The organism is Kitasatospora sp. cg17-2 (genome assembly GCF_054031055.1).
This window is the reverse complement of the sequence record NZ_CM132923.1, coordinates 1,749,666-1,776,312: the sequence shown is the minus strand read 5'-3', so window position 1 is coordinate 1,776,312 and position 26,647 is coordinate 1,749,666. Positions and strand designations below refer to the sequence as shown.

Annotated in this window: 17 protein-coding genes; 11 read left to right on the top strand and 6 right to left on the bottom strand. The window is 73.6% G+C overall.

What is annotated here, in order from left to right:
* Positions 1–72: 72 nt before the first annotated feature.
* Positions 73–1,245 (top strand): glycine amidinotransferase, encoded by a 1,173-nt coding sequence (locus ACW14Y_RS07080; protein WP_380436784.1) that lies wholly within the window; start codon positions 73–75, stop codon positions 1,243–1,245.
* A gap of 113 nt (positions 1,246–1,358) precedes the next feature.
* On the opposite strand, the gene dpgD is transcribed toward ACW14Y_RS07080, so the two are convergent.
* Positions 1,359–2,120, bottom strand: coding sequence for an enoyl-CoA-hydratase DpgD (gene dpgD / locus ACW14Y_RS07075; RefSeq protein ID WP_456986238.1), 762 nt, complete (start codon positions 2,118–2,120; stop codon positions 1,359–1,361).
* Positions 2,121–2,338: 218 nt separating this feature from the next.
* Here dpgD and dpgA point away from each other — a divergent pair, with 218 nt between their 5' ends.
* From dpgA to ACW14Y_RS07025, 10 genes are all read left to right on the top strand, one after another.
* Entirely contained in the window at positions 2,339–3,487 is a 1,149-nt protein-coding gene (gene dpgA, locus ACW14Y_RS07070) for a 3,5-dihydroxyphenylacetyl-CoA synthase DpgA (protein ID WP_456986237.1), read from the top strand.
* 20 nt (positions 3,488–3,507) lie between these two features.
* Positions 3,508–4,221, top strand: coding sequence for an enoyl-CoA-hydratase DpgB (dpgB, locus tag ACW14Y_RS07065; protein ID WP_380303270.1), 714 nt, complete (start codon positions 3,508–3,510; stop codon positions 4,219–4,221).
* The gene (gene dpgC / locus ACW14Y_RS07060) at positions 4,218–5,603 is read left to right on the top strand and encodes a (3,5-dihydroxyphenyl)acetyl-CoA 1,2-dioxygenase DpgC (RefSeq protein WP_456986236.1); all 1,386 of its coding nucleotides are present in this window, start codon (positions 4,218–4,220) and stop codon (positions 5,601–5,603) included. Before dpgB ends, dpgC begins: the two co-directional genes overlap by 4 nt.
* 209 nt (positions 5,604–5,812) lie before the next feature.
* The gene (locus ACW14Y_RS07055) at positions 5,813–7,024 is read left to right on the top strand and encodes an aminotransferase-like domain-containing protein (protein ID WP_456988095.1); all 1,212 of its coding nucleotides are present in this window, start codon (positions 5,813–5,815) and stop codon (positions 7,022–7,024) included.
* Entirely contained in the window at positions 7,021–8,280 is a 1,260-nt protein-coding gene (locus ACW14Y_RS07050; protein ID WP_380391473.1) for a cytochrome P450, read from the top strand. Before ACW14Y_RS07055 ends, ACW14Y_RS07050 begins: the two co-directional genes overlap by 4 nt.
* 82 nt (positions 8,281–8,362) lie before the next feature.
* Complete coding sequence (locus tag ACW14Y_RS07045; protein WP_456986235.1) at positions 8,363–9,256, top strand: 3-oxoacyl-[acyl-carrier-protein] synthase III C-terminal domain-containing protein; 894 nt, start codon at positions 8,363–8,365, stop codon at positions 9,254–9,256.
* Positions 9,257–9,324: 68 nt separating this feature from the next.
* Entirely contained in the window at positions 9,325–10,071 is a 747-nt protein-coding gene (locus tag ACW14Y_RS07040; RefSeq protein WP_380436776.1) for an O-methyltransferase, read from the top strand.
* 12 nt (positions 10,072–10,083) lie between these two features.
* Complete coding sequence (locus ACW14Y_RS07035) at positions 10,084–11,163, top strand: LLM class flavin-dependent oxidoreductase (protein WP_456986234.1); 1,080 nt, start codon at positions 10,084–10,086, stop codon at positions 11,161–11,163.
* 79 nt (positions 11,164–11,242) lie between these two features.
* Positions 11,243–13,141, top strand: a complete 1,899-nt coding sequence (locus tag ACW14Y_RS07030; RefSeq protein ID WP_456986233.1) for a condensation domain-containing protein — start codon at positions 11,243–11,245, stop codon at positions 13,139–13,141.
* 169 nt (positions 13,142–13,310) lie between these two features.
* Positions 13,311–14,411, top strand: coding sequence for a class I SAM-dependent methyltransferase (locus ACW14Y_RS07025; RefSeq protein ID WP_456986232.1), 1,101 nt, complete (start codon positions 13,311–13,313; stop codon positions 14,409–14,411).
* Between the two features lie 60 nt (positions 14,412–14,471).
* Here ACW14Y_RS07025 and ACW14Y_RS07020 read toward each other — a convergent pair whose 3' ends face one another.
* The 5 genes from ACW14Y_RS07020 to ACW14Y_RS07000 all read right to left on the bottom strand — a co-directional run bounded on the left by ACW14Y_RS07020 (position 14,472) and on the right by ACW14Y_RS07000 (position 26,370).
* Positions 14,472–15,173, bottom strand: a complete 702-nt coding sequence (locus ACW14Y_RS07020; protein ID WP_380303256.1) for a formyltransferase family protein — start codon at positions 15,171–15,173, stop codon at positions 14,472–14,474.
* A gap of 64 nt (positions 15,174–15,237) precedes the next feature.
* Positions 15,238–16,491 (bottom strand): cytochrome P450, encoded by a 1,254-nt coding sequence (locus ACW14Y_RS07015; protein ID WP_380436770.1) that lies wholly within the window; start codon positions 16,489–16,491, stop codon positions 15,238–15,240.
* A gap of 2 nt (positions 16,492–16,493) precedes the next feature.
* A complete protein-coding gene (locus ACW14Y_RS07010) occupies positions 16,494–18,278 on the bottom strand; it encodes a beta-ketoacyl synthase N-terminal-like domain-containing protein (RefSeq protein WP_456986231.1) in 1,785 nt (594 codons plus the stop codon).
* 116 nt (positions 18,279–18,394) lie between these two features.
* Positions 18,395–20,254 (bottom strand): non-ribosomal peptide synthetase, encoded by a 1,860-nt coding sequence (locus ACW14Y_RS07005; RefSeq protein ID WP_456986230.1) that lies wholly within the window; start codon positions 20,252–20,254, stop codon positions 18,395–18,397.
* Positions 20,251–26,370 (bottom strand): acyltransferase domain-containing protein, encoded by a 6,120-nt coding sequence (locus tag ACW14Y_RS07000; protein ID WP_456986229.1) that lies wholly within the window; start codon positions 26,368–26,370, stop codon positions 20,251–20,253. The genes ACW14Y_RS07005 and ACW14Y_RS07000 overlap by 4 nt, the downstream gene beginning before the upstream one ends.
* Between the last annotated feature and the right edge of the window lie 277 nt (positions 26,371–26,647).

Here is a 26,647-nt window from a genome sequence, read left to right as displayed (position 1 = left end):
ACCGCACCGGTGACCACCCCTGGTCCCCGGACCATTCACGTGCCGACAGAACCACCACTGGAGGAGCTCGCGATGCAGCTGAACAGCTTCGACGAATGGTCGCCGCTCAAGGAGGTGATCGTCGGTTCGGCGGAGAACTACACCTCGCACGAGCGCGAGCTGTCCTTCGACCTGTTCTTCCACGACAACATCGCCAAGGACAACTCCTCGCGCTCGGAGTGGTACTACCCCCGGCTGACGGCCGCCGCCGACGGCGGGCCGGGCGCCGGAGCCGGCTCGGGTTCCGGCCGGAAATCGATCAAGCAGCGCTATGTGGACGAGCTGAACGAGGATCTGGACGGCATCGTCAAGGCACTCGAATCGCTCTCCGTGACGGTCCACCGGCCGATGAGCGTCGACGCCGCGACGGCCAGGGTCGAGACGCCGGCCTGGGCGGCCTCGGTGGTGCCGCCGCTCAACGTCCGCGACAACACGCTGATCCTGGGCGACGAGATCATCGAGACGCCGCCGATGATCCGGTCCCGCTACTTCGAGACCCAGTTCCTCACCGGGATCTTCAACGAGTACTTCCGGCGGGGCGCGCGCTGGACCGTCATGCCCCGCCCGCTGATGACGGACGCCTCCTTCGACCTCGAATACGCGCGCACCAGCACGGTCGGCGGGCCCACCGAGCCGATCGCGGACCCGCGACCGTCCCCGTACGACGTCGGTTTCGAGATGATGTTCGACGGTGCCCAGTGCCTGCGGCTCGGACGCGACCTCGTCGTCAACATCTCCACCGCCAACCACGCGATGGCCTGCGACTGGCTGGAGCGCCACCTCGAGGGCCGGTTCCGGATCCACCGGGTGCACCGGCTGAGTGACAGTCACATCGACAGCATGGTGCTGGCCTTGCGGCCCGGCACCCTGCTGGTCCGGTCCGAGCGGGTGGTCGAGAAGCTGCCCGAGGCGCTCCGGAAGTGGGACCTGATCGTCCCGCCGCCGGCCGAGGGCAACAACTTCCCGCGGTACGACGACGACGACCTGATCCTGACCAGCCCGTTCATCGACCTGAACGTGCTCTCCGTCGCCCCGGACACCGTCCTGGTCAACGAGGCCTGCCCGGAGCTGGCGCGCACGCTCGAACGGAACGGCTTCACCGTCGTGCCGGTCCGCCACCGCCACCGGCGGCTCTTCGGCGGCGGCTTCCACTGCTTCACCCTGGACACGGTCCGCGAGGGCGGGCCGGAGGACTACCTCGACTGACGCGCGGGGCCGGGCGACGGCGGGAGGCCGCGGGCGGAACGAGGGCCGTGGCCGCGCGCCGGACGGCGGGCGCCGGCGCGGTGGCCGGCGTCCGCCGCCGAAGGGCCCCGGGGTCAGCGGCCCTGCCAGTCCGGGGTGCGCTTCTCGACGAACGCGAGCGGCCCCTCCACCGCGTCCCGGCCCGCCATGCGCCGCTCCTCCCAGGGGTAGCGCATCGCGAAGGCCTCTTCCAGCGGCACGGTGGCGGAGCGCGTCGCCGCCTCCTTGATGGCCCGGACCGAGAGGGGAGCACAGCGCAGGATGTCCGAGACCCACCGGTCGGTGCAGGCGTCGAGCTCGGCCGCCGGCACCACCTCGTTCACCAGGCCGAGTTCGAAGGCGCGCCGCGCGTCCATCGGCCGCCCGGTCAGCAGATGCCCCATCGCGGTCTTCCAGGGCAGCTGCCTGGTCAGCCGGAACACACCGCCGGCGCCCGCCATGAGGCCGAGCCTGGCCTCCGGCAGCGCGAACGTCGCGTCCTCGGCGGCGATCACGAGGTCGCAGGCCAGGGCGAGTTCGAACCCGCCGCCGATCGCGTACCCGCGGACCGAGGCCACCACCGGCTTGGCCAGCTCGAACCGCTCCGTCAGCCTCGGCCAGCCGGGCCTGCCCCGGCTGCCGAAGGTGGCCGGGCCGGCCGTCCCGTCCCGGTCCCGGGAGGCCAGCTCCTTGAGGTCCTGGCCGACGGAGAAGGCGCGGTCGCCCGCGCCGGAGAGGACGGCGACCCACAGGTCGTCGTCGGCCTCGAAGGCGTCCCAGGCCCGCGCCAGCTCCTCGTGGGTCCGTAGGTCCATCGCGTTGAGCACGGCGGGCCGGTTGAGCGTCACCCGGGCCACCCGGCCGTCCTTCTCGAACAGGACCCTCGGCTCCTCGGCGCGGCCGCCGCCGGCGGCTCCGCGGGGGCCGGCGCGTTCCCGTCGGCCGCCGCGTCGCCGTTCCCGGTTCCGTTCCTGTTCCCGTTCCCGAATTTCCCTGAAGATTCTTCCGACATGGCGGAATCGTAGCCCGGGCGACACCGAAGAAACTACCGAGGAAGCGTCCGGAGGAGACGACGATGAAAGTGGCCGACCGGAGTGTCCGGAACCGCCCGGAATCCTTGTCAGCGGAATCCCGAACGACATCACCAGCGATCGTCGGGGTCGGCACCTCGGTGCCCGGGACCTCCTATTCGCAGCGCGAACTGTTGGACATTTTCGGCATCACCGACCAGCGGGTCAGATCGATATTCCTGAACAGCGCCATCGACCGCCGCGCGCTGACGCTCCCGCCGCCGCTGCCGGACGGATCGATGCCCGTCGAGACCCAGGGCCAGCTGCTCGCCAAGCACGTCACCAGCGGCGTGGCCCTGGGCCGGCAGGCGGTCGAGACCTGCCTCGGCGAGGCCGGCGCGACCCTCGCCGACGTGCGGTACCTGTGCTGCGTCACCTCGACCGGGCTCCTCACCCCGGGCTTCTCCGCGCTGCTGATCAAGGAGCTGGGCATCGACCGGCACTGCGCCCGGCTGGACGTGGTGGGCATGGGGTGCAACGCCGGCCTCAACGGCCTGACCTCGGTGGCCTCCTGGGCCGCCGCCCACCCCGGCGAGCTGGCCCTGATGGTCTGCATCGAGGCGTGCTCGGCGGCGTACGTGATGGACGGCACCATGCGCTCGGCCGTGGTCAACAGCCTCTTCGGGGACGGCTCGGCCGCGGTCGCCGTGGTCGCGCCGACCACCCCGGGGGCGACCCCCGCGGCCGGAACAGCCCCCGTTCCCGCGCCCGCCGGACCGGCGCTGCTGCGCTTCTCCAGCTGCATCGTCCCCGAGGCCTCCGCCGCGATGCGGTACGACTGGGACGACACCCAGGGGAAATTCAGCTTCTACCTGGACCCGGACATCCCCTATGTCGTCGGAGCGCACGCGGAACTCTCGCTCGACCGCCTCCTCGACGGAACGGGACTGAACCGCTCCGACATCTCCCACTGGGTGATCCATTCCGGCGGGAAGAAGGTCGTGGATTCGGTCCGGGTGAATCTCGGCCTCACTCGCAAGGACGTCCGGCACACCACCGGGGTCCTGCGCGACCACGGAAATCTTTCGAGCGGATCCTTTCTCTTCTCGTACCAACGGCTGGCCGCCGAGGCCTGCGCCGCACCCGGCGAATTCGGCGTCCTCATGACCATGGGTCCCGGATCAACCATCGAACTGGCCCTGGTGGGCTGGTGACGGAAGGAATGGCGGTCACGATGCACACGAACCTCGACCCGACCCCGCTGCCCGACGGACTCGGCCCCGAGGTGAGGATCGACGGGACCCGGCCGCTGGCCGAGCTGACGGCGGCGGTGAACGCCGTCTGCGACGAGGTGGAGAACCGCCCCGAGCGGTCCGTCGTGGTGCTGCGCCTCGACGTCACCCCGGCCGACTCCCGGTCCTGGCCCGGCGCCGTCGACGTCCGGCAGGTCAACCGCTGGGAGCGGGCCGTGCGCCGGTTCGAACGCCTGGCCGCGATGACCATCGCCGCCGCGCGGGGCGCCTGCGGAGGCCCGGCCCTGGACCTCCTGCTGGCCGCCGACTTCCGGATCGGCGCACCGGACCTGCTGCTGATGCTGCCCGTCAACGACGGCCACTTCTGGCCCGGCATGTCGCTCTACCGGCTGGTCCAGCACCTCGGGGTCGCCAGGGCCCGCCAGATCGTCATGTGGGGCAACGACATCTCGGTCGACCGGGCGCTGGAACTCGGCCTGATCGACCAGCTCAGCGAGGACGTCGCGGAGGCCGTGCACACCGCGAGCGTGCTGATGGGGCGGATCTCGGACCGGGAACTGGCCGTGCGCCGCCAGCTCCTGCTGGAGGCCGGCTCGGCCGACTACGACGAGGCGCTGGGCGCCCACCTGGCCGCCTGCGACCGCGAGCTGCGCCGGCTGGCCGCCGCCCCGGGGGCCCCGGGGAGCGCCCGGTGACGACTCCGGCCCACCCGCCCGGCCCGGCCCCCGTCCTCGAACCGGAACCCCTTCTCCCCGTGGCCGCCCCCGCCCCCGCCTTCGTCGGCCACCGCCAGGAGGACGCGGCCGCCCTGCGCCGGTACACCGACGCGACGGAGCACGCCCTCGCCGCACTCCCGGCCGTGCCCGGGCGGACCGCCGCCCAGCAGCGGTCCGCCGAGCGCCTCCACACCGCGGCCAGGGCGGCCCGCCGGGCCTTCCTCGCCCACCACGTCGACACGGTCTACGGCGAACTCACCGAGGGCCTGACCCGGCGGCTGCGGCTGCCCGAACTCCTCGCCGCGGCCGCCGAGCACGTCCCCGGGCTGCTCCCGACCCGGGCCCAGCTGGACGCCGAACAGCGCCGCATCCAGGCCCACAAGGAAGGCCGGGAGATCGACCAGGGGCTGTTCTGCGGCGCCGTCCTGCGCTCGCCCACCGCCGGCACCCACCTGATCGAGACCATGCTGACGCCCACCCGGCGGGCCCTGGACCTGGCCGAGGAGTTCCGGGGCACGGGCCGGGTCCGGCTCGGCAGCGTCCTGGTCGAGCGCCGCGGCCACGCCGCCCATGTGACGTTCCAGAACACCCACTGCCTCAACGCCGAGGACAACCGGCTGAACGCCGACCTCGAAACCGCCGTCGACCTCGCCCTGCTGGACGACCGGGTCCGGGTCGGCGTGCTCCGCGGCGGCGAGATGGAGCACCCCCGCTACCGGGGCCGACGGGTCTTCAGCGCGGGCATCAACCTCAGGGACCTGCGGGACGGCGCCATCTCCTTCGTCGACTTCCTCCTCGGCCGGGAACTCGGCACCCTGCACAAGATCGCGCGCGGCCTGCTCACCGACCCCGCCCCCGGCGCCTGGACCGAGCGCACCGTCGCCAAGCCGTGGATCGGCGCGGTCGACTCGTTCGCGATCGGCGGCGGCATGCAACTGCTGCTGGTCCTGGACCGGGTCGTCGCCGAGAGCGGCGCCTACGTCGCCCTCCCCGCCGCGGAGGAGGGGATCGTGCCGGGCCTGGGCAACCTCCGCCTCACCCGGCTGACCGGCGGTCGGCTCGCCCGGCAGATCGTCCTCGGCGGGCGCAGGATCACCATGGCCGACCCCGAGGCCCGGCTGCTGTGCGACGAGGTCGTCCCCCCGGAGGCCATGGACGAGGCCGTCGAGCGCGCCGTGCGCGAACTCGGCGCCCCCGCCGTGGCCGCCAACCGGCGGATGCTGAACCTCGCCGAGGAACCGCTCGACCTCTACCGCGCCTACCTGGCCGAGTTCGCGGTCGCCCAGGTGGCCCGGGCCTACAGCCAGGACGTCCTGGCCAAGGTCGAGGCCCGTCGGCAGCGCCCGTCGGCCCGCCGGTGAACGCCCGCCCGCCGGACCCGCGCCGGCCGGACCCGCGCCCGCTGGACCCGCGCCCGCTGGACCCGCGCCCGCTGGACCCGTACGTCGTGGACCCGCGCGCCGTGGACCCGCACGTCGTGGGCCCCCGCCCCGTGCGCCTGGCCGCCACCTCGCTGCACGCCTCGCTGGCGGAGCCCGTCCTCGGCTCGATCGGCTTCCTCAACGAGATCATGGCCCGCTACCCGGACGCCGTCTCCTTCGCCCCGGGCGCCCCCCACCCGGACCTGCTGCCCGACCTCGCCCCCGGGCGCTACCTCGACCGCTTCCTCGACCACCTCGTCCAGGACCTCGGCCACACCCCGGAACGGGCACGCCGGCTGCTGCTGGAGTACGGGCCCAGCCGCGGCCTGATCGGGGACCTCGTCGCCGGGGCGCTGCGCCGGGACCACGCCGTCGACGTGCCAGAGGCGGCGGTGGTGGTGACCGTCGGCGCCCAGGAGGCCATGTTCCTGACGCTCCGCACCCTGTTCGGCTCCCGGGGGGACGTGCTCGCCGTCGCCGACCCCTGCTTCGTCGGCATCAGGGGGGCCGCTCGGCTGCTCGACATCGACCTGGTCGGGGTCGAGGAGACCCCGTTCGGGCTCGACCTCGACGCCCTGGCGGCGAGCTGCCGCACCGCCCGCGGCACCGGCCGGCGGGTCCGCGCGTGCTACGTCGCGCCCGACTTCGCCAACCCGGGCGGCGGCCGGATGCCGCTCGACGTCCGCCACCGCCTGCTCGAACTCGCCGAGCGCGAGGACTTCCTGGTACTGGAGGACAACGCCTACGGCTTCACCGCGCCGCCCGGCACGGAGCTGCCGCTGCTCAAGGCCCTGGACCGGAACCGGCGGGTGGTGCACCTAGGGACCTTCGCCAAGGTCTGCTTCCCCGGAGCGCGGGTCGGCTACGTGGTCGCGGACCAGGAGGTCGTCCACCCGGGCGGCCCCGGGAGCCTGCTGGCCGACGAACTCGCGGCCGCCAAGAGCATGGTGACCGTCAACACCTCCCCGATCTGCCAGGCCGTGATCGGCGGCATGCTGCTGGAGCACGGCGGCTCCCTGATGGCCCTCAGCAGGCGCAAGTCGGAGCTCTACCAGCGGAACCTGACCCACCTCGTCGAGGCGCTGGACCGCCACCTGGCCGACGGCCTGCCCGACGGGATCGGCTGGAACCGGCCCGAGGGCGGGTTCTTCGTCCGGATGACGCTGCCGGTGCCCGCCGACACCGCCCTGCTGGAACGGTCGGCGGCGGAGTACGGCGTGCTGTGGACGCCGATGGCGCCGTTCCACCTCGGTTCGGGGGGCGACCACCGGCTGCGGCTCTCCTGCAGCTACCTCGACCCCGGGGAGATCGAGACCGGGGTCGCGCGGCTCGCCGAGTTCCTGCGGAAGGAGATCCGATGACGCACGCCGCAGAACCTTCGCCGCTGCCGTCCCCGTCGTCGTCCCCGTCGTCGTGCCCGTGGTCGTCCGTGCCGGCGTCCCCGCTGCCCACGGTCCGGCCGAACCCCTTCGACCCGCCGACCGGACTGGCCGACCACCTCGGCGGGGAGCCGATCCGCCCGCTGGCCTATCCCGACGGCCACACCGGCTGGCTGGTCACCGGCCACGCCCTGGCGCGGAGCGTGCTGGCCGACCCGAGGTTCAGCGCCGGCTCCGAACTCAAACGGGCACCGGTGGCCCGGCCCGGCGCCGACCCCTTCTTCGGCGTCCCCGCGCTGCCCGGCTGGATGGTCGACATGGATCCCCCCGCCCACACCCGGGTCCGCCGACCGCTGGCCGGCACCTTCACGGCACACCGGATGAAGGCCCTGCGGCCGAGGATCGAGCAGCTCGTCGAGGAACGCCTCACCGCCATGGCCGACGCGCGGCCGCCGGCCGACCTGGTCGAGCGGTTCGCCCTGCCGGTGACCTCGCTCGCGATCTGCGAACTCCTCGGCGTGCCCTACGGCGAGCGGGCCGCCTTCCAGCGCGACAGCGCCCTCCTGTTCAGCCTGGACGCCTCCGCCGGGGACGCCGCGCTGGCGATGGACCGCCTGGACGGCTTCCTGCGGGAGCTCACCCGGAGCAGGCGGACCAGGCCGGGCGACGACGTGCTGAGCATGCTCGTCGAGGACGGCACCCTGAGCACCGAGGAGATCGCCGGCGCCGGCGTCCTGCTGCTCACCGCCGGGCACGAGACGACCGCAAGCTCGCTCGCGCTCGGGACCTTCGCGCTGCTGTCGCACCCCGGGCAGCTGGCCGCGCTGAAGCGCGATCCGGCGCTGGCCGACAACGCGGTGGAGGAACTGCTGCGCTATCTGACGATCTTCCACTTCGGCGTCCCGCGCACTCCGCTGGAGGATGTCGAGCTCGGGGGCCGGCTGCTCAGGGCGGGGGAGTCGGTGACGGTGTCGCTGTCGGCGGCGAACCGGGACCCGGCGCGGTTCGCCGACCCCGACCGGCTGGACCTCACCCGGCGGACCGCGGGCCATCTGGCCTTCGGCCACGGGATCCACCAGTGCCTGGGCCGGAACCTGGCCCGGACCGAGATGCGGATCGCCTTCCCCGCCCTCTTCCGGCGCTTCCCCGACCTGGCCCTGGCGGTGCCGCCGGAGGAGGTCCCGCTCGCCACCGACATGGGCTTCTACGGGGTGCACCGGTTGCCGGTCACCTGGTGAACCCCGCCCCGCCCCGCCCTTGACCACGACCGCGCCCGCGCCCGACCGGCCCGACCCCGCCCACGACGAGCGAGAGGGAACCATGCACGGCACCACCATCTCGGCCATCGGATACGAGTGCGGCGACCTCCGCCCGGTGTCCGAACTGGCCGGGACCACCACCGCGGACATCTCCCCGCTGGTCACCGAGATCGTCCACTTCCGGGAGAGCCGCCGCGAGATCTGGGACCTCGCGGCCACCGCCGCCGAACGGACCCTCGCCACCGCCGACCGGCCCGACCTCGTGCTCTACGTCAGCGAGAACGACCCGGACACCACCGGCTCGCTGGCCCGGATCCTGGACCGGCTCGGCCTCAACGACGTCGAGCACCTCGCCCTCTCCGGGCAGGACTGCGGCAATCTGGTCCCCGCCGTCCGGGTCGCCTCCGACGCCCTCGCCTCCGGCCGGTGCGAGCGCGTCCTGCTGCTGCTCGCCGACCGGGCGGAGGGCCGGGACCGGATCATGGCGAGCGGCCTGTCCGTGTTCAGCGACGGGGCCGCCGCCTGCCTGCTCTCCGGCGGACCGGAGCCGACCGGCCCCCGGCTCCGGGTGGAGGCCGCCGACAGCCGCACCGCCGTCCGGCCCGCCGGCGCCGACCCCGCCGAACAGGGCTTGCTCTCGACGGTCCGGCTCGCCTCCGGGACCGTCACCGCCCTGCTCGACGACCTCGGGCGGACCCGCGCCGACTTCCGGTACGCGATCCTGCCCAACTACCGCCCGGCCGCGCAGAGGTTCCTGCTCGCGGCGATGCGGATGCCCCCGGACCGGCTCCTGCTCGGGCCCGTCACCGACCTCGGGCACTGCTTCTCGGCGGACCTCCTGATCACCCTGCACCGGCTGGCCGCCGCGGGCGCGCTCGACCCCGGCGACCGCCTCCTGCTCGCGACCGGCGGACCGTACTCCTGGTCGGCCCTGGCGGTCGAGTACACGTCCTAGCCGCCCCCCACGTCCGAAGGCCCATCCACCCCGTGCCCCGCCCCGGGGCCGCATCCGGCAGGTGTCTCATGATCGATGACGCGTTCGTCGCGACGGTGAAGTCCCTGGAGGTCCCCGAGATGGGGACCGACTCCACCGCCCCGCTGCTGTACTGGCTCATCCGCACGCTGCGGCCGCAGCGCGTCCTGGAGGTCGGCATGGGGTACACCACCCCCTACCTGGCCCGGGCGCTCAAGGACAACAAGGAGGCCTTCGAGGCCGAACGCGCCCTGCTCGGCACTCCCGGGTCGAGCGAGCGGCAGCCGCTCGCCCACGCCCCGTACTACGAGGAGCCGTACGAGCCGAGGCTCATCTGCATCGACCGGATGACGGACACCTCCTCCTCCGCCCCCAGGGCCCTGGACGTCCTCGACCGACTGGACCTCACCGGCGTCTGCCAGGTCATCGAGGGCGACCTGCGGGGCTCCGCCGACAAGGTCAGGGACGCCTTCGGGCTGATCGACTTCGCCTGGATCGACACCTGGGACACCCTCGCCTTCGTCCGCGAGTACTGGGAGCTGGTCAACCCGGCCGGCGGCATGTTCGCCGCGCACTACCTGATGACCTACCCCCAGGGGCGGGCGGTGCTGCGCTACCTCGAATCCCTCAGGGGCCGGGACGGCGGCCGCCTCGAAATCACCAACCTCCGCGAGCCGCACCGCTTCGGCCAGAACAGCACCACGCTGATCCGCCGGATCCGCGACTACGTGGACCCCGAGGACCTGCGCCCGCAGGGGAGCAGCAACGACCCGACCGGCGTACTCGCCACCGACTGACGGAGGAACACCGTGCACGTCTATTCTGTGACCCCGGAATCGGCAAGCCGGCAGCGGGAGTTCACGCAGGACTACCTCACCCGGCTGCGGGAGACCGGAGCGGCCTGCGAGCGCGCCGGCTGGTCGGGCATCCTCGTCCCGCACAACCTCCACGAGGTCGACCCCTGGCTGATCGCCGGCCAGCTCGGCGCCGCCACCGACACCCTCGTGCCGCTCGTCGCCGTCCAGCCCTCCTCGCTGCCGCCCCACACCGCCGCCGCGATGGCCGCGGCCTACGCGACGCTGTACGGCCGCCCGCTGCACTTCAACCTGGTGGCCGGTGCCCGGGACGACGAACTGCGCCGCACCGGCGACCGGCTCGGCCACGACGAGCGGTACGAGCGGATGCGCGAGTACGGGCTGGTCCTGCGCGCGCTGCTGCGCGGCGAGGAGGTCGACACCGAGGGCCGCTTCTACTCCTACCGCGGGTTCCGGCTGGAGCCCCGGCCCGAAGTCCTCTCGCAGTGCAAGCTGTTCGTCGCCGGCTCCTCCCCGGCCAGCATCGGGGTGGCCCGGGACGTCGCCGACGTGGTGGTCACCCACCCCGCCCGCTACCCGGAGTGGGAGGAGACCTTCCTGAAGCCGCTGCTGGCCGGCGGTTACACGGGCGAGCTCGGGATCCGGATCGGCATCGTCGCCCGGTCGGCGGGGGAGGACGCCTGGGTCACGGCCAGGGAGCGGTTCCCCGAGACCTGGCAGGGCCGGCAGGAGACGCTGCTCAAGACCGTTTCCCAGAGCGCCTGGTCGCGTCAACTGGCCGTCGACGCCGTGGCCGAGGCTGCGGCGGCCGCCGCGGCTGCCGCGTCCGCAGAGTCCGGGGAGTCCGCCGGCGCCGCGGGGGAGAAGGAGCCGGACGTGTACTGGCTGGGCGCCTTCCGCAGCGGCCACGCCAGTGCGCCCTTCCTGGTCGGCAGCCACCAGGACGTCGGCTCCCGGCTCGCCGAGTACCTGCGCGCCGGGGTCGGGCACGTCCTGCTCAACGGCAGCTACGAGGACGACCACGAGGACATCGGCCGGGCACTGCTCGCGGCCCGCCGGGCCGCCGGCTCCTAGCCGCGCGCCGCCCGGCCGGTTCCCGGGGCGGGCCCGACCGGGCCACGTCCGACCGCAGATCCACGGAGGGGTGGAGAAGTTGAGTTCTGTCGCACGGAGCGGTCCGCTCACCGAACAGCAGGAACGCTGGTGGCTGCGGCTCTACTGGCGGGAGAAGGGGGACATCGACAACGCCTGGTCCAAGCAGTGGGACCTCCCGGCGGGCATCTCCGTCGAGGCGGCGACGGCCGCGCTGACGGTGCTGGTCGAACGGCACGAGGTGCTCAGGACCGGGTTCGGGCTCGGCCCCGACAACCTGCCCTACCAACTGGTCTTCGAGGCCGAGGGCTTCCGGCTGCCACTGACCGTCGCCGAGCTGGGCACCCTGGCGGAGTACGGCGAGGAGGGCGGCATCCACCCGCTCGTCGGCGGCTCGATGTACACCCGGCCGCTGTGGTCGGTGCGGCTGTTCGTCGAGGACGACGAGGTCCGGGTGCTCAGCCTCGTCTTCGAGCACATCGTCCTCGACGGCTCCGGGGTGCGGAACCTCAGGGAACAGTTCCTGGCACTCTGCGCCGGGACGGAGCGGCCCCTGCGGATCACCCACCCGCTCGACCGGGCGGCCAAGGAGCGCCGGATCCCCCGGACCCCGGAGAGCCGGGCGGCGTACAGCCGGGACCCCAGGGCGCTGGCGCCCCGGCTGCTGGTGCCGGCCACCGTGAAGGAGGAGACCCCGGACCCGCGCTTCCTGATGTCCGCGGTGCGCTACGAGGGACTGCTGCCGCTCCTGGACCGGGTCTGCCGGGCGCACCGGGTGTCCCGGGCCATGGTGCTGATGCACGCGATCGGCTGGCTGATCTCCCGCTACTCGGGCGTCCCCCGGGTCATGGTGGTCAACGCGATCGGCCTGCGGCTCCCCAGCGACGACAGCATCGACCTGGTCGCCAAGGCGCTCGAGATCATGGTGGACCTCGACGAGGAGCGGACGCTGGCGGAGTCCCTGACCGGGGTCTCCGCCGGGGCCCTGCGCGCCTACACCGAGGAACTGCGGCTGGGCGTCCGGGACCAGGACTCCCGGCTGCGGCTGGAGAAGGAGCGCGGCATCGGATCCGTCCGGGGCCTGTACTTCAACTACCAGGGTCCCTCGGAGCCGGACACCCCGGAGCCGGAGGGGAGCCCCTCCACCGCGGAGGTCAGGGTCACCCGCACCGACGAATGGCGGTCCGGCGAGGAGCCCTGGAGCTACGCCACCTGGATCTACGTGGACGGCACCGCGGTGGCCGTCGACTTCGACGTCGACGTGGTGATGCTCCCGGCGGAGACGGTCCACCGGATGGCCGAACTGCTGCCCGGGTTCGTCCGGTTGCTCGCCGAGCAGCCGGACGCCCCGCTGGCCGCCGCCCGCGCGCTGCTGCCACCGGACTTCGCGCGCACGACCGAGGCCCGGCTGGTGCGGGGGACGTGGGTCCACCTCGACACCGTCGCCGAGGTGGTCGCCGGCTGCCCCGGGGTGCTCGCCGCCGAGGTCTCCGAGGAGGGCGAGGAGATCGTGGCACGGGTGTCGCTCGACGGGCCGTGCTGCCTGTTCGACGTGCACGAGTACGTGCTGTCCCGGCTCCACCTGGAGGGCGACCTGATCGCGCCGCACCGCTACCGCCTCGCCGAGGGCACCGCGAGCCGCGCCACCGGCCCCGGCCTCCCCGACCTGGCGGCCGGCGCCGACTGGCGGCCGGGCGACGCCACCCCGGTGCTCGGCCCCACGACCGAGCCCGAGCGCGAACTCGTCGCGGCCCTGCGGGAGACCCACGGCTTCGGGACGGTCAACCTGGCCCTCACCTACGCGGAGGCGGGCGGGCGCGCCGTGCTCGCCCCCGCCGTGGTCGAGACCCTGCGCCGCCGGGGCCTCGAAGGTCTGTGCCTCCCGCACTTCGCCACCGCGCACACCCTGCGGGCCATGGCCCGGGCACTGGTCCGCAGGAAGCCCGGCCACGCGCTCTGACCGGGCCGGGGTGTTTCGGCCGGGGCGGCCCGGCCGAAACACCCCGGAGGACTCGGAGGGAACAGTGCCGAGGAAGCAGCTCCGAGAGAACAGCTCTGCGAGAACAGCTCCGGGAAAGCAACTCTGGAAAGCAGCACGACCGCAGTGATTCGCAACGGGGGAACGACAAGTGACAGAACGTCTTGAGATTTCGGTGGCCGGAACGAAGGTCGGCGTACGGGTCGCCACCCGGCCCGGGGGCGGCGCAGCGGGCGCCGTCCTGTGGCCGAGCATCGGCGAGTACCCGGTCTACGACTCCGCGCTCTACGGCGCGCTGACGTCCGACGAGAGCCGGGTGGAACGGTTCCGGGCGGCGGTCCGTGCGTTGGTGCCGGGGCGGCGGGTGCTCGACATCGGCACCGGCGAGCACCTCAACTGGGCCCGGGAGAGCGTGTCCTGCGGCGCGAGCGGCGCCGTCGCGATCGAGGCCATGGACGACACCTTCCGCAACGCGTCGGCGAACCGGCTCGCCTGGGGCCTCGCGGACCGGGTCACCCTGCTGCACGGGGTGTCCACCGAGGTGGAGATCGGGCCCCGGGCGGACGTGTGCGTGGCCGAGGTGATCGGCTCGGTCGCGGGTGCGGAGGGCGCGGCCGCGGTCCTGGCCGACGCCCGGCGCCGGCATCTGGTACCCGGCGGTGTCGTCGTCCCGGACCGGTGCGTCACCCGGGCGGCCGCGGTGAACCTCCGCGAGGTCCTGGGCGGCGCTCCGGTGGCCTTCGCGCCCGAGGCGGTCCCGTATCTGGAGCGGATCTTCGACTGGAGCGGGGCGCCGTTCGACGTCCGGCTGCGGATCGGCAACCCGGCCCCGGAGGCCCTGCTCTCGACCGAGGAGGACGTCGAGGTCCTCGACCTCAACGGTGATCTGCGGACGGAGCAGGAGCGCCGGGTCCGGCTCACGGTCCGCCGGCCGGGCAGCGTGGACGGCGTGCTCACCTGGCTCCGGATCTCCTGCCTCCCGGACGAGGAACCCCTGGACGCCCTCCGGGACCCGACCAGCTGGGCGTCGGTGTACTTCCCGCTGTTCGACGCCGAGGTCCCGGTCGAGCGCGGCGACACGCTCGACCTGACCTTCCGGGTCCGGACCGGTGCCGACGGCGTCCACCCGGACTACCACCTGGCCGCCACTCTGCGCACCGCGGCCGGGGAGCTGACCGCCACCCACAGCTCGCCGCACCGCGGCCGGGCCTTCCGAGAGCACCCCGTGCACCGGACGCTGTTCCCGGAGTAGCCCGGGCAGGGCCCGGCGCGGCCCCGCGCACCGGCTGTGCGCGGGGCCGGCGGTCGTGCCTCAGCGGTCGTGCAGGGCCCACCGGCCGCTCTCGACCCGGACCGTGTCGGTGCCCGGCAGGGCGATCAGTTCGGGCTTGAACAGGGGCGGCGCGTCCATCGCGGGCTCCCAGGTCGCCAGCCGCTCGTCCTGGGGGACCTCGATCCGCCGGTTCGCGGTGAGGTCGGCGACCACCTTCAGCAGCAGCCGCACCCCGAGCGGCGCCAGATGGTCCCGCCACAGACTCTGCGGGGTCGAGCCGGGCGGCACCAACAGGTGCTCCTGGGCGGCGAGCGGACCGCCGTCCGTGCGCTCGGTGAGGTGGTAGACGCTGCCGCCGGTCACCTTGTCGCCGTCCCGCACCGTCCACCGGATCGCGTCCCGGCCCCGGTGCAGCGGCAGCAGGCTCGGGTGGTAGCCGATGGTCGCGACCGAGGCTCTGGCCCGGGTCCGCCGGCCGAGGAAGGCGTGCGAGTGCGCGGCGAGGATGATGTCCACCCCGTCCGGGATGTGCATCGCCCGCAGTTCCGCCGAATCCGTCCACGGGACGTCCCGGTGGTACGCCCAGGAGCGCAGCCGGTCCCAGGACATCGCGTCGCGCTCGTCGGACTTCCCCTTGCGGAGCCGGGGGGCGGCCGCGCCGACGATCTTGTGCCCCTCGTCCAGCAGGGCCTCCGCGACCTGGACCGCGAACGCCCCCTGACCTGACATGTAGATGTTCATCCGCACTCCTGCGCTCACTGATCGGGCTCACTGATCGGGCTCGCTGATCGGACGGTGGCCGGCGTCAGCTGTCGGCGGCCTTCAGTCCGGAGGGGTCGGGGGTGAACCGCACCGGCATCGTGGAGAAGCCGGTCAGGAAGTTCGACCGGATCCGCCGCGCCTGCTCGGTCTGCTCGAAACCGGTGGTGAAGTCCCGCAGGGCGACGAGCAGTTCGGCGATCTCCACCTTGGCCAGGTACGAGCCGACACAGAAGTGCGGACCGTAGCCGAAGGCCATGTGCTTGTTCGGCGCGCGACCGAGGTCGAACACTCCGGGCCGGTCGAAGACCCGCTCGTCCCGGTTCCCGGAGGCGTGCCACAGGGTGACGATCTCGCCCGGCCGCAGCCGGACGCCGTGCAGTTCGGTCTCCCGCTCGACGCTGCGCCCGAAGTGCATGGTGGGCGAGGCCCAGCGCAGCACCTCGTCCACCGCCGTCCCGACCGCGACCTCGCCGTGCTTGAAGCGGCGCCACTCGTCGGGCCGGGCCGCCAGGGTGTGGAGGCAGTCGATCATCGTCAGCCGGCTGGTCTCGTCGCCCCCGATGATCAGGCTGTAGCAGTTGAGCACCACGTCCTCGTCGGACAGCGGCACCCCGTCGATCGAACTGGCGATCAGCATGCTGATCACGTCCTCGCCGGGCGACTCCCGGCGCTCCTCGACGACGTCCATGAAGTACATCAGGATCTCGTTGCGGGCCATCTCGGAGTCGACCGCGTCGACGTCCTCGCCCTCCGCCGAGAGCGCCGCCTTCGTCAGGCTCAGCAGGTAGTCCCGGTCCTCCTCGGGCACCCCGAGCAGGCTGGAGATGGTGGTCATCGGGATCCGGCTCGCGATCTCCTCGGCGAACTCGCAGGTGCCGGCCTCGACCGCCGCCCGGATCCACCGCCGGGTGTTGGTCCGGACGGTCCGCGCGACCTCGTCGAGCACCCGCGGCGAGAGCACCCGCTGCAGGATCTTGCGCAGTTCGTGGTGCCGGTGCCCGTCGGTGACGGCCAGCATCCGGCCGGCCGCCGCGTCCCCGCCCTCCAGCAGGGTGACGAGCACATTGCCGCGCTCCGAGGTGAAGTTCACGTTGTCGCGGTAGGTGGCGATGATGTCCTCGTGGCGGGACAGCACCCAGAAGCCGCGCCGGCCGTCGACCGGCGGGTTCCAGTGCAGCGGCGCGTGGTCGCGCAGGGCGCGCCAGTGCCCGTCGAGGTCGGGAGCCCGGTCGGCGAAGGTCGCCGGGTCGCCCAGGTCCACGGCCTCCAGGGCCGGGACCGATGCGGAGGTGGTCATGCTCACCAGTCCGTGCGCCAGAAGCGGCGGGGCCGGAACGGGTAGGTGGGCAGCGGCACCCGACGCCCGGACGCCCCCCGGTGCAGGGCGCCGAAGTCCACCTGGCTGCCGCCCACCCAGGCGGAGGCCAGCCCGGCCAGCGCCTCCGCGTCGCCGCCGGCCGGCACCAGACCGTGGTCGGTGCGGCCGAAGGCGCCCGGGTCGGACGGCGGCGCGGCGGCCGTCGAGGTGACCGTCGTCCCGGCGGCGTCCCCGGACAGCGCCGCGATCAGCTCCTCGCGGCTGCGCACCACGGCCGCCCAGCGCCGGGCCATCACCTTGCGGCCGAGGTTGAGGCTGAAGCAGACGTCGTCCAGCCGGAGTTCCGGGTCGGCCTCCAGCCGGGCCAGCAGCCGTTCGCGCTGCCGGGCGAGCGCCTCGTCGTCCAGGGCGGACAGGGTGGCCAGCCGCGGCCTGCCGGTCGGCTCGGGCTCGCGCCGGGCGGTCTCGGGCGCCTCCTCCAGCAGCAGGTGGGCGTTGTAGCCGCCACCGCCGATCGAGGTGATGCCGGCGCGGCGGATGCCGGCCTCCGGGTCCCAGGCGGCCGTCTCCAGCTGCGGGACGAAGGGGGTGCTGGGGAAGTCGAGGTCCGGGTTGACCTCGGTCAGGTTGATGGTGGCCGGGAGCGTCCGGTGGTACAGCGCCAGCGCGGCCTTCATCGCGCCGAAGCCGCCCGACACCACGCCGCCGTGGCCCACGTTGCCCTTGACGCCGCCGATCGAGGTGGTCCCGGTCTGCTTGCCGAAGGCCATGCCCGCCGCGTGCACCTCCAGTTCGTCGGTCATCGGCAGGCCCAGGCCGTTGGCCTCGTACATCGACACCGTCTCCGGGTCGACGCCGCCGACCTGCATCGCGTTGGCGATGCAGGCGCTCAGCCGCTCGGGCTGGGCCAGGCCGTACGCCATCGCGCTGACACCGTTGTTGTTGACCGCCGAGCCCTTCACCACCGCGTAGACGTGGTCGCGGTCGGCGACGGCCCGGCCCAGCGGCTTCAGCAGCAGGGTGACGACACCGCTGGACAGCGCGGTGCCGGTGCCGTTGGCGTCGAAGGGCCGGCAGTGGCCGTCCCGCGACAGGACGCGGTTCTCCTCCCACAGGTGGCCGCGGGGGTGCGGCAGCCGGACCATCGAGCCGCCGGCGATCGCCATGTCCGTCTGGCCGAGCAGCAGCGACTGGCAGGCCAGGTGCACCGCGTAGTGGAAGCCGGCGCAGACCGCGGCGATCGTGACGGCCTCGCCGGTGAGCCCCATGTAGTACAGCGCGTTGGAGGTCATGGTGTCCGGCGACCAGGCCAGGCTGGCCTCGATCGCCTCCGGGCCGACCGAGACCCGGTCCGGCGGGGAGCTGTAGAGCGCGGCGGTCTGCGGGTTGTTGGCGCCGTACATGCCGATCTCGGCGGTGAGCCGGTCCGGGTCGTAGCCGCCGTCCTCCAGCGCCTCCCAGGCGCTCTCCAGGTACAGCCGGTTCTCCGGGGTCATCGCGGCGGCCATCCGGTCGCTGATCCCGAACACGGACGGGTCGAACTGGTCGTAGGTGTCGAGCACGCCGCAGGCCCGGACGTAGAACGGGCTGTGGATGAGGGTCTCGTCGACGTGGATGTCGTCCTTGGCCAGGAAGGAGACGGACTCCCGGCCGTGGACGAGGTTGTCCCAGAACTCCTCCTTGGTACGGGCTCCGGGGGCCCGCAGCGACATGCCGATGATGGCCACGTCACCCGGGTCGTAGTCCTGCTCCGGGCTGTCGGTCATGGGGAACGCTCCTGCTTCGGTCGAGGGTGGTGACTCGGCGGGCGGTGCGGTTCGGTTCTGTGCGGGGTGCGGTTCGGTGCGCGGTGCTGCTCGCTGTCCGGTGCTGCCGGGGCGTTTCAGCGGCCGGTGTTGCCCCGGCCGCGCAGCGCGGCCCGGCGGGCGTCGGCGCGCTGGCGGGCCGACTGGACCACCTCGGGCGTGGCGCCGCTGTCGTCGTCGAGCCAGCGCCCGAGGGAGGCGATGTCGCGGAAGCTGAACAGGTCGGGCACCCGGACCCGGCGGTCGAAGCGCCGGGTCATCAGCCGGGCCAGCCGGACCAGCAGCAGCGAGTCCCCGCCCAGGTCGTAGAAGGCGGCCTGCACGTCGATGCCCGCCGGGTCGAGATCGAGCAGCTCGCCCCAGATCTCGGCGAGGGCGGTCTCGGTCGGCGTGCTCGGCGCCGTCCGCGGCCCGTCGGCGCCGGCCGCCGGCGCGGGGGGCTCGGGGAGCGCGCCGCGGTCGAGCTTCCCGCCGGGGCCCAGTGGCAGGGCGGGCAGGACCACGACCGTCGCGGGCACCATGTAGTCGGGCAGCCCGGCGGCGAGGCGGGCGGTGACGGCGTTCTGCAGCGCGGCGTCCAGCCGGGGGCCGGCCGGGGCTGTCGCGTCCGCCCCCGGGCCGGCCTGCTCCGGAGCGTCGCCGGTCGGCACGACGTAGCCGACCAGCCGGTTGCCCCGGACGACGACGGCGGCCTCGCGGACCTCGGGGCAGCCGGTCAGCCGGGCCTCGACCTCCTCCAGCTCGATCCGGTAGCCGCGCAGCTTGACCTGGTGGTCGGTGCGGCCGAGGAAGCGCAGCTCGCCGTCCTCGGTGAACCTGACCAGGTCCCCGGTGCGGTACATCCGCTCGCCGGCCAGGAACGGGTCCGGCAGGAAACGCTCCGCCGTGGTGCGCGGCCGGTTGACGTAGCCGTGCGCGAGGCCGACGCCGCCGAGGAACAGCTCGCCGGGCTCCCCGGCCGGGACCCGCCGGAGCTCCTGGTCCAGCACGTACACCCGGGCCGTGCTCGTCGGCGGGCCGATGGTCGGCTCGTCCGTCCCCCCGGCCGGCACCGGCCCGAACGAGCAGAACACCGTCCCCTCGGTGGGGCCGTACGCGTTGAACACCCGCTCGACGCCGGTCTCCCGGTAGGTCCGGTCCACCAGTTTGCGGCGCAGCGCCTCGCCGCCGAACACGACGGAGCGCACGTTCGGGGGCAGCGCCCCCGCGTCGAGCAGTCCGTTCATGACCGAGGGGACCATGTTCAGATGGGTGATCCGGTCGGCGTGCCGGCTCTCCGCCAGGTGCACGGCGCTCTCGACCAGGACGAGGGAGCCGCCCCGGCAGAGCGCGTTGAAGATCTCCATCACCGACATGTCGAAGCAGACCGAGCTGGCCGCCGCGACGCCGCTCAGGTCGCAGCCCTCCAGGATCCGGTCCATCTCGGCGAGCATCGCCACGCAGCCCGCGTGCCGGACGGCCACGCCCTTGGGGGTGCCGGTGGAACCGGAGGTGTAGATGATGTAGGCGGTGTCCTCGGGCACGACGGCCGAGGGCTTCTCGCCGGGCTCGGTGGTGACGCTCTCCCCGAGCACGACCACGGTCGGCCCGGCCGGACAGCCGGCCCGGGACGCGGGGGTGGTGAGCAGCAGCCGGGTGCCGCTGTCCCGGACCATGAACGCCAGCCGCTCGGCGGGGTAGTTCGGGTCCAGCGGCAGGTAGCAGGAGCCGGACCGCAGGACCGCCAGGATCGCCACCAGCAGATCCGGGGTGCGCTCGACGCAGATGCCGACCGGGACGCCCGGACCGGCGCCGTCGGCCACCAGTCGCTCGGCCAACTCCTGTGAACGGAGGTTGAGTTCGCCGTAGGTCAGGACTCCGGCGTCGGAGTGGACGGCGGTCGCGTCGGGGTTCTTGGCCGCTTGCGCGACAAACTCGGAGTGCAGGGTTTCGGTCACCGGTCCGTCTCCTCCGGGAGGCCGCCCGGGGCGAGGTCGCCGAGGGCCAGGTCGGGTCGATCGATCGAGTCGAAGAGCACAGTGCGGTACAGCGCGAGCAGGTCCGTCACGGTCCGCCTTTCCAGGTAGCTCGGTTTGAACTGGACGTGGCCCGCCACCCGGCCGTCGATGTCGGCCATCGAGATCTCCAGGTCGAACTTGGCGAGGTGCCTGCGCACCTGGAGCGGTTCGAGCGGGAGCGCGCCGTCCGGGGCGATCGTGTCGCCGACGCCGTGGAAGAGCTTCACCGAGCGCGGGAACGCGTCCGAGGAGAGCCAGTTGACCACCACGTCGAACCACGGGGACCGGCCCTCGACGCGCGGCGGCTTGAGCTGGGCGGCCAGCAGGTCCAGCGGGTAGTCCATGTGCTCCAGCAGGCCGAGCGAGAACGCGTGGACCTCGCGCAGCAGTTCGCGGAAGCTGCGCCCGGCGGAGGGGTTCGCCCGGACCAGGACCGTGTTGAGGTAGTAGCCGACGGCGGACTCCCAACCGGGCTCGGAGCGCTGGGCGATCGCGGTGGCGAGCACCGCGTCCTCCGTCCCGACCGCCCGGTTGAGCGTGGCGAAGAACCCGGCGAGCACGACCGTGCTGACCGAGACGCCCTCGCGCAGCGCGAACTCCCGCAGCCTGGTGCTCTCCTCGACGCTCCAGCGGAAGGCGAGGTCGCGGCCCTCGTAGGTGACGCCCGGCGGCCGTTCCCGGTCGGACAGGTCCAGTCGGGCCGGCGGGTCGGCCAGCTTCGCCGACCACCAGTCCAGGGCGGCGTCGGCGGCCGGACCGGCCAGCCACCGCCGTTCCCGGGCGACGAACTCCGTGTACGGGGCGGCGGGTTCCCGGTCGGCCGGGTCGGCGCCCCGGTAGAACTCCTGGATCTCGCGGATCATGACGTCCGCCGAGGCCGCGTCCGAGGCGATGTGGTGGACCAGCACCAGCAGGTAGTGGTCCGCCGGGCCGCGCCGCAGCAGGACGACCCGCACCAGCGGTCCGTAGTCCAGGTCCAGCGGGCGGTGCCCGTGCCGGGCCAGCTCCTCGCGGGCCTGCTCGTCGTCGAGTCCGGCGGTGTCCGCGACCACGAACTCGTACACCGGCTCGTCCAGGACGACCTGGTACGGGCTGCCGCCCGCCTCCACGAAGAGGGTGCGCAGGGCGGGGTGGCGGTCCAGTACGGCCCGGACGGCGCGCTCCAGCGCCTCCTCGTCGACCGAGGTCCGGATCCGGGCGGTCACCATGAAGTTGTAGGGCACGGCGTCCGGCGCGACCATCTGCATGAACCACAGCGAGGCCTGGCCGTGCGAGGCCGGGGCGAGGGTGAGGCCGAGGCCGTCGGCGCGCAGCTGCTCCAGGGCCGGCGCCTCGGTGGCCTCCAGCAGGCCGCGGGCGTCGAGTTCCTCCACCAGTTCCTCGGCGTCGAGTTCGGACAGCTCGTCGAGGAAGGACGGCTCGGGGGTCGGGGCCGCAGCCGGGGTCGGGACCGCAGCCGGGACCGGGGCCGGGGCCGCCGTCGGGGCCGCCACCGGCGCGGTCAGGGGCGGCGCGGAGGCGGTGGCCGGTGCGGGCGCGCCGCCGACGATGCCGACGAAGTGCGCGACCACCTCGGCGATCGAGCGGCCGTCCAGGAAGACCACCGGCGACACCCGGTGCCCGAACAGCGACTGCATCCGGTTGACCAGGCGGATCGCCAGCATCGAGTCGAGGCCGAAGTCCCGCAGCCCGGCGTCCGCGTCGAACCGGCTCACCGGCACACCCAGCGCGTCGGCCAGCTCGGCCAGCACGACCTCGTCCACCGGCCGGGCCGCGGGGGCGGCCGTCGGCGCGGGCACCGGGGCCGCTTCGTGCACCGGTGCCGCCTCGGCCGCGCCCGTGCTCGCGATGACGGTCACGGGCCCGTCGACACCCGGGATCGACGTGGGCGCGCGGTGCGGCTCGGTGTCGATCCAGTACCGGTCCTTCTGCCACTGGACCAGCGGCGTCTCCACCACCTCGACGTCGTCGGCGAAGAGCGGGTCGAAGGTCAGCGGGACGCCCCGGACGTACAGCGAGGCGGCGGCGTCCAGCAGGCAGCGCAGGTCGCTCTCCTCGCGCCGCAGGGAGTTGACCGCGTGCACCTGGACGCCGCGGGTCAGCGCGATCTCCTCGACCGCGCCGCGCAGCGTCTCGTGCGGGCCGATCTCGACGAAGGCGCCGACCCCCTGGTCGACCAGTGCGCCGATGGTCTCGGCGAAGCGCACCTGGTTGCGCAGGTTGTGCACCCAGTAGTCGACGTCGGCGACCGGGTTCACCGCGCCCGCCAGGGCCGTCGAGTGGAAGTCGAGTGCGGGGGCCAGCGGGGTGATGCCCTCGATGCGCTTCCGCAGCGGCGCGATCAGCGGGTCCATGCCGGGGCTGTGCACCGGCCGTTCGACCCGGATCCGGCGCACCGAGACCCCGTCCCGCCGCAGCTCCGCCTCCAGCGCGTCCACGGCCTCGGGCGAGCCGGAAACCGCCGCGCTGGTGGGGCTGTTGACCACCGCGACCGCCGCGTGCGCGGCGTACGGGGCGAGCCGGGGCAGCAGCTCCTGCTCCGGCAGGTCGACCGAGATCATGGCGCCCGCGGCGGCCTCGCGCTCCAGCAGGTGCGAGCGGGCGACCACCACCCGGGCGGCGTCCTCCAGCGACAGCGCCCCGGCGACGCAGGCCGCCGCGACCTCGCCCAGGCTGTGCCCGACCACGGCCGCCGGCCGGATGCCGAGCCCGAGCCAGACCTGCGCCAGCGAGACCTGGAGGGCGAACAGCACCGGCTGCTGGAAATCCATCTCCTCGTACCTGGCCCGCTCGGCCGGGGCGGCCAGCAGGTCGAGCACCGAGGGGCCGCCGGCCGCGCGCACGGCCTCGTCGCAGGCCCGCATCCAGGTGCGGAACCCGGCGTGGGAGCGCAGCAGTTCGCGGCCCATGCCGACCCACTGGGTGCCGCCGCCGGAGAACACCAGCGCCACCCGGCGGTCGGCGCCGCCGGACACGGTGCCGGTGAGCAGGTCGGGGTGCGGCTGCCCGGCGGCGACCCGGGCGAGTCCGTCCAGGACGTCCTGGCGGGAGCGGGCGAGCAGCGCGATCCGGTGGTTGTGGTGGCTGCGCCGGGCGGCGAGCGTGTAGGCGAGGTCGGAGACCCGCAGGGCGGTGTTCCGCTCGACGTGGCTGGAGAGTTCGCGGCAGGTGTCGGTCAGCGCGCCCGCCGTCCGGGCCGAGACGGTGACGAGGTGCGGGTCCCCGTCGGCCGCGCCCGTGCCCGCCGCCTCGCCCCGCTGCGGCGCGACGTGCCGTCCCCGGTCGCCCGCGAGGAACGGGTGTGCCGCGACCGGGAGTCCGGCGGTGTACAGGGCACCGAGCGAGCCGAGCAGGGTGGCGGCCTCGTCGGCGCCCCGGCGCATCGAGGGCAGCGTGGTCGCGGGCAGGATCTCGGACACCGACTTGAGCAGCAGGGGGTGCGGGCCGAGTTCGACCACCGCGTCGACGCGGTGCTCGCGCAGCTTCAGCAGCGCGTCGACCACCAGGATCTCCTGGCGCAGGTTGGCCGCCCAGTAGTCCGGCCCCAGCTCGGACCCGTCGACGTGTTCGCCGGTGACCGTCGAGATCATCGGGACGCGGGCGGTGCGGGGCCGGAGGCCGGCGAGTTCCGCCTTCAGCGGGGCGAGCACCTGGTCGACCAGCGGCGAGTGCGGGGCGTGGCCCATCCGCACCCGGTGGTTGGTGACGTCGGCCTCGGTCAGCCGCCGGACGAGCTCGTCGATCTCCTGGGGAGTACCGGTCACCAGGGTGGAGTTGAGGCCGTTGTGGCCGGAGAGGGTGAGCCCGCCGGTCAGGTACGGCCGCACCTCGTCGGCCGGCGTCATCACCACGATGCCCTCGCCCCGGCCGACGGCCAGCTGCTGGAGCAGCCTGCCGTGGTGGGCGGCGAGCAGGGAGGCGTCGTCGAAGTCCAGGGCCCCGGCGACGTACGAGGCGGCGAACTCGCCGACGCTCTGGCCGAGCACGACGTCCGGCTCCACGCCCAGCGAGCGCCAGGTCTCGGCCAACGCGACCTGGAGCGAGAACAGCAGGGGCTGGAAGACGTCCATGTCGTCCAGCCGGCCGTCGGCGGAGAGCAGGTGCTCGACCGGGGAGAGGCCCACCAGCTCCCGCATCCGCCGGTCGGACCTCATCATCGAGCGGCGGAACACCGGCATTCCGGCGAGGAGTTGGCGGCCCATGCCGATCCACTGCGAGCCGTTGCCGGAGAACAGGAACGCCACCCGGGGCCGCTGCCCGCTCCGGTTCCCGCCCGGTTCGCCGCTGCTCAGCCCGGCGGCGGGCGCACCGTTCGCGAAGGCGTCAAGCTGGGAGCGGAGTTCGGACATGTCGCGGGCCGCCGCGGCGAGCCGGAACGGGCCGTCGCCCGGGGTGCGGCGACAGAGCTCCCGCAGGTCGGTCCCGTCCCGCAGCGCGCGGGCCCGCTCGGCCAGCGCCTCCCGGGAGTCCGCGGCCAGCAGCAGCAACGAGGCTTCGGGGCGCGGCAGTTCCTCGACCGCGACATGGCAGATCGCGCCTCCGAAGCCGAACGAGCTGACCCCGCCCCGGCGGGCGTCGGAGCGCCGCGGCCACGGCGTCAGCCGGTCCTGGACGGTGAGGTTGTACTCGTCGAACATGATCTGCGGGTTCGGCGCGCTGTAGTGCAGGCTCGGCGGCAGCACCCCGTTGCGCACCGACATCGCGAGCTTCACCAGGCCGACGATGCCGGCCGCCGCCTCCAGGTGGCCGACGTTGGACTTCACCGAGCCGAGCCGCAGTGGCTCCGCGCGGTCGGCGCCGCCCAGCACGGCGCCGATGGCGTTGGCCTCGATCGGGTCGCCCAGCGGCGTCGCCGAGCCGTGGGCCTCGATGTAGTCCACGAGGTGCGGGTCGATGCCGGCCCGCCGGTACGCGGTGCGGAGCATCTTCTCCTGCGCCTGCGGGTTCGGCGCGGTCATGCCGTTGCTCAGGCCGTCGTTGTTGGAGGAACTGCCCTTGATCAGGCAGTACACCGGCAGGTCGCGCTCCAGTGCCACGCTGAGCGGGGCCAGCACCACGACCCCGGCGCCCTCGCCGCGGACGTAGCCGTTGGCGCGGGCGTCGAAGGACTTGCAGCGGCCGTCCGGGGCGAGTGCCCCCATCGCGTCCATGGCGGTGTAGTAGTCGGAGACGAAGCTCAGGTTCACGCCGCCGGCCAGGACGAGGTCGCTCTCGCCCAGTTGGATCGACTGGCAGCCGACGTGCACCGAGACCAGCGAACCGGCGCAGGCGGCGTCGATGGCCATGCTCGGGCCCTGGAGGCCGAGGATGTAGGAGACGCGGTTGGCGATGATGCCGTCGTGCATGCCGGTCGCGGTGTGCGGGGTGATCTGGGCGTCGGGGCCCCGGTAGTGCGCCAGCGCGGCGTAGTCGCCCCAGCAGGAGGCCATGAACACACCGGTGTCGCTGCCGACCAGGCTGTGCGGCGCGATCCCCGCGTCCTCCAGCGCCTCCCAGCACAGCTCCAGGACCAGCCGCTGCTGGGGGTCCATCTGGACGGCCTCGCGCGGCGAGATGCCGAAGAACAGCGGATCGAACCGGTCGATGCCGTCGATGAACCCGCCCCAGCGCACCCGGTCGTTCAGCAGTGCCCGGCGCGGGGCCGGCACCGGTCCGACGGCGTCGCCGCCGTCGACCAGCAGCTGCCAGAACCCGGCCGGGTCGGCGCCGCCGGGGAAGCGGCAGCCGATGCCGACGACGGCGACCGGCTCGTTCGGCGCGCTCCGGCGGCCGGCGGCGGGCGCGGCGGGCCCGGTGTCCCGCGGGCCCTCGACCAGCGCGCGGGCCAGTCCGTCGACGGTCGGGTGCTGCCACATCATGGTGGCCGGGACGCGCCGCCCGAGGAACTCGGAGAGCGCGGCGGCGAGGGCCACCGACTGCACCGACTCCAGGCCGTACCGGTGCATCGGGGCGCGCCGGTCGACGGTGTGCGCGGGGATGTTCAGCAGCTCGGCGAACCGGGACAGCAGGAATTCGGTGACGCTGGAGATGTCTCGCGCTGCGCGCTCTTGAGGCATGGCGACTCCCTCGGCAGGGCGGGGTGGCGGGGTGGTGGGGGCGGCCGGGGCACAACGGCCGGGCGGAGCGTCAGCGCCGGCGGGGCAGGGAGCGGTCGGCCGGCCCTAAGATCATCATGGGCATGACATGGATGAGTCCGTGACCGGGCAACGCTGCTCCCCCCGTGGCATGAAGAAAGGCTCGAAAGCGCCGGACGGCACGGCTCGGCCGCGCAGTCCGGACAGCAAGGCGTTTGCGGGATTGCTCGATGGATCGCACATCAGCGGCCTACGACGG

What these genes read in the sequence shown, in the direction of transcription:
- ACW14Y_RS07080 (WP_380436784.1), top strand. Translation starts at nt 73, where the DNA reads ATGCAGCTGAACAGCTTCGACGAATGGTCGCCGCTCAAGGAGGTGATC.
- dpgA (WP_456986237.1), top strand. Translation starts at nt 2,339, where the DNA reads ATGAAAGTGGCCGACCGGAGTGTCCGGAACCGCCCGGAATCCTTGTCA.
- dpgB (WP_380303270.1), top strand. Translation starts at nt 3,508, where the DNA reads ATGCACACGAACCTCGACCCGACCCCGCTGCCCGACGGACTCGGCCCC.
- ACW14Y_RS07055 (WP_456988095.1), top strand. Translation starts at nt 5,813, where the DNA reads ATGGCCCGCTACCCGGACGCCGTCTCCTTCGCCCCGGGCGCCCCCCAC.
- ACW14Y_RS07050 (WP_380391473.1), top strand. Translation starts at nt 7,021, where the DNA reads ATGACGCACGCCGCAGAACCTTCGCCGCTGCCGTCCCCGTCGTCGTCC.
- ACW14Y_RS07045 (WP_456986235.1), top strand. Translation starts at nt 8,363, where the DNA reads ATGCACGGCACCACCATCTCGGCCATCGGATACGAGTGCGGCGACCTC.
- ACW14Y_RS07040 (WP_380436776.1), top strand. Translation starts at nt 9,325, where the DNA reads ATGATCGATGACGCGTTCGTCGCGACGGTGAAGTCCCTGGAGGTCCCC.
- ACW14Y_RS07020 (WP_380303256.1), bottom strand. Translation starts at nt 15,173, where the DNA reads ATGAACATCTACATGTCAGGTCAGGGGGCGTTCGCGGTCCAGGTCGCG.
- ACW14Y_RS07015 (WP_380436770.1), bottom strand. Translation starts at nt 16,491, where the DNA reads ATGACCACCTCCGCATCGGTCCCGGCCCTGGAGGCCGTGGACCTGGGC.
- ACW14Y_RS07010 (WP_456986231.1), bottom strand. Translation starts at nt 18,278, where the DNA reads ATGACCGACAGCCCGGAGCAGGACTACGACCCGGGTGACGTGGCCATC.
- ACW14Y_RS07000 (WP_456986229.1), bottom strand. Translation starts at nt 26,370, where the DNA reads ATGCCTCAAGAGCGCGCAGCGCGAGACATCTCCAGCGTCACCGAATTC.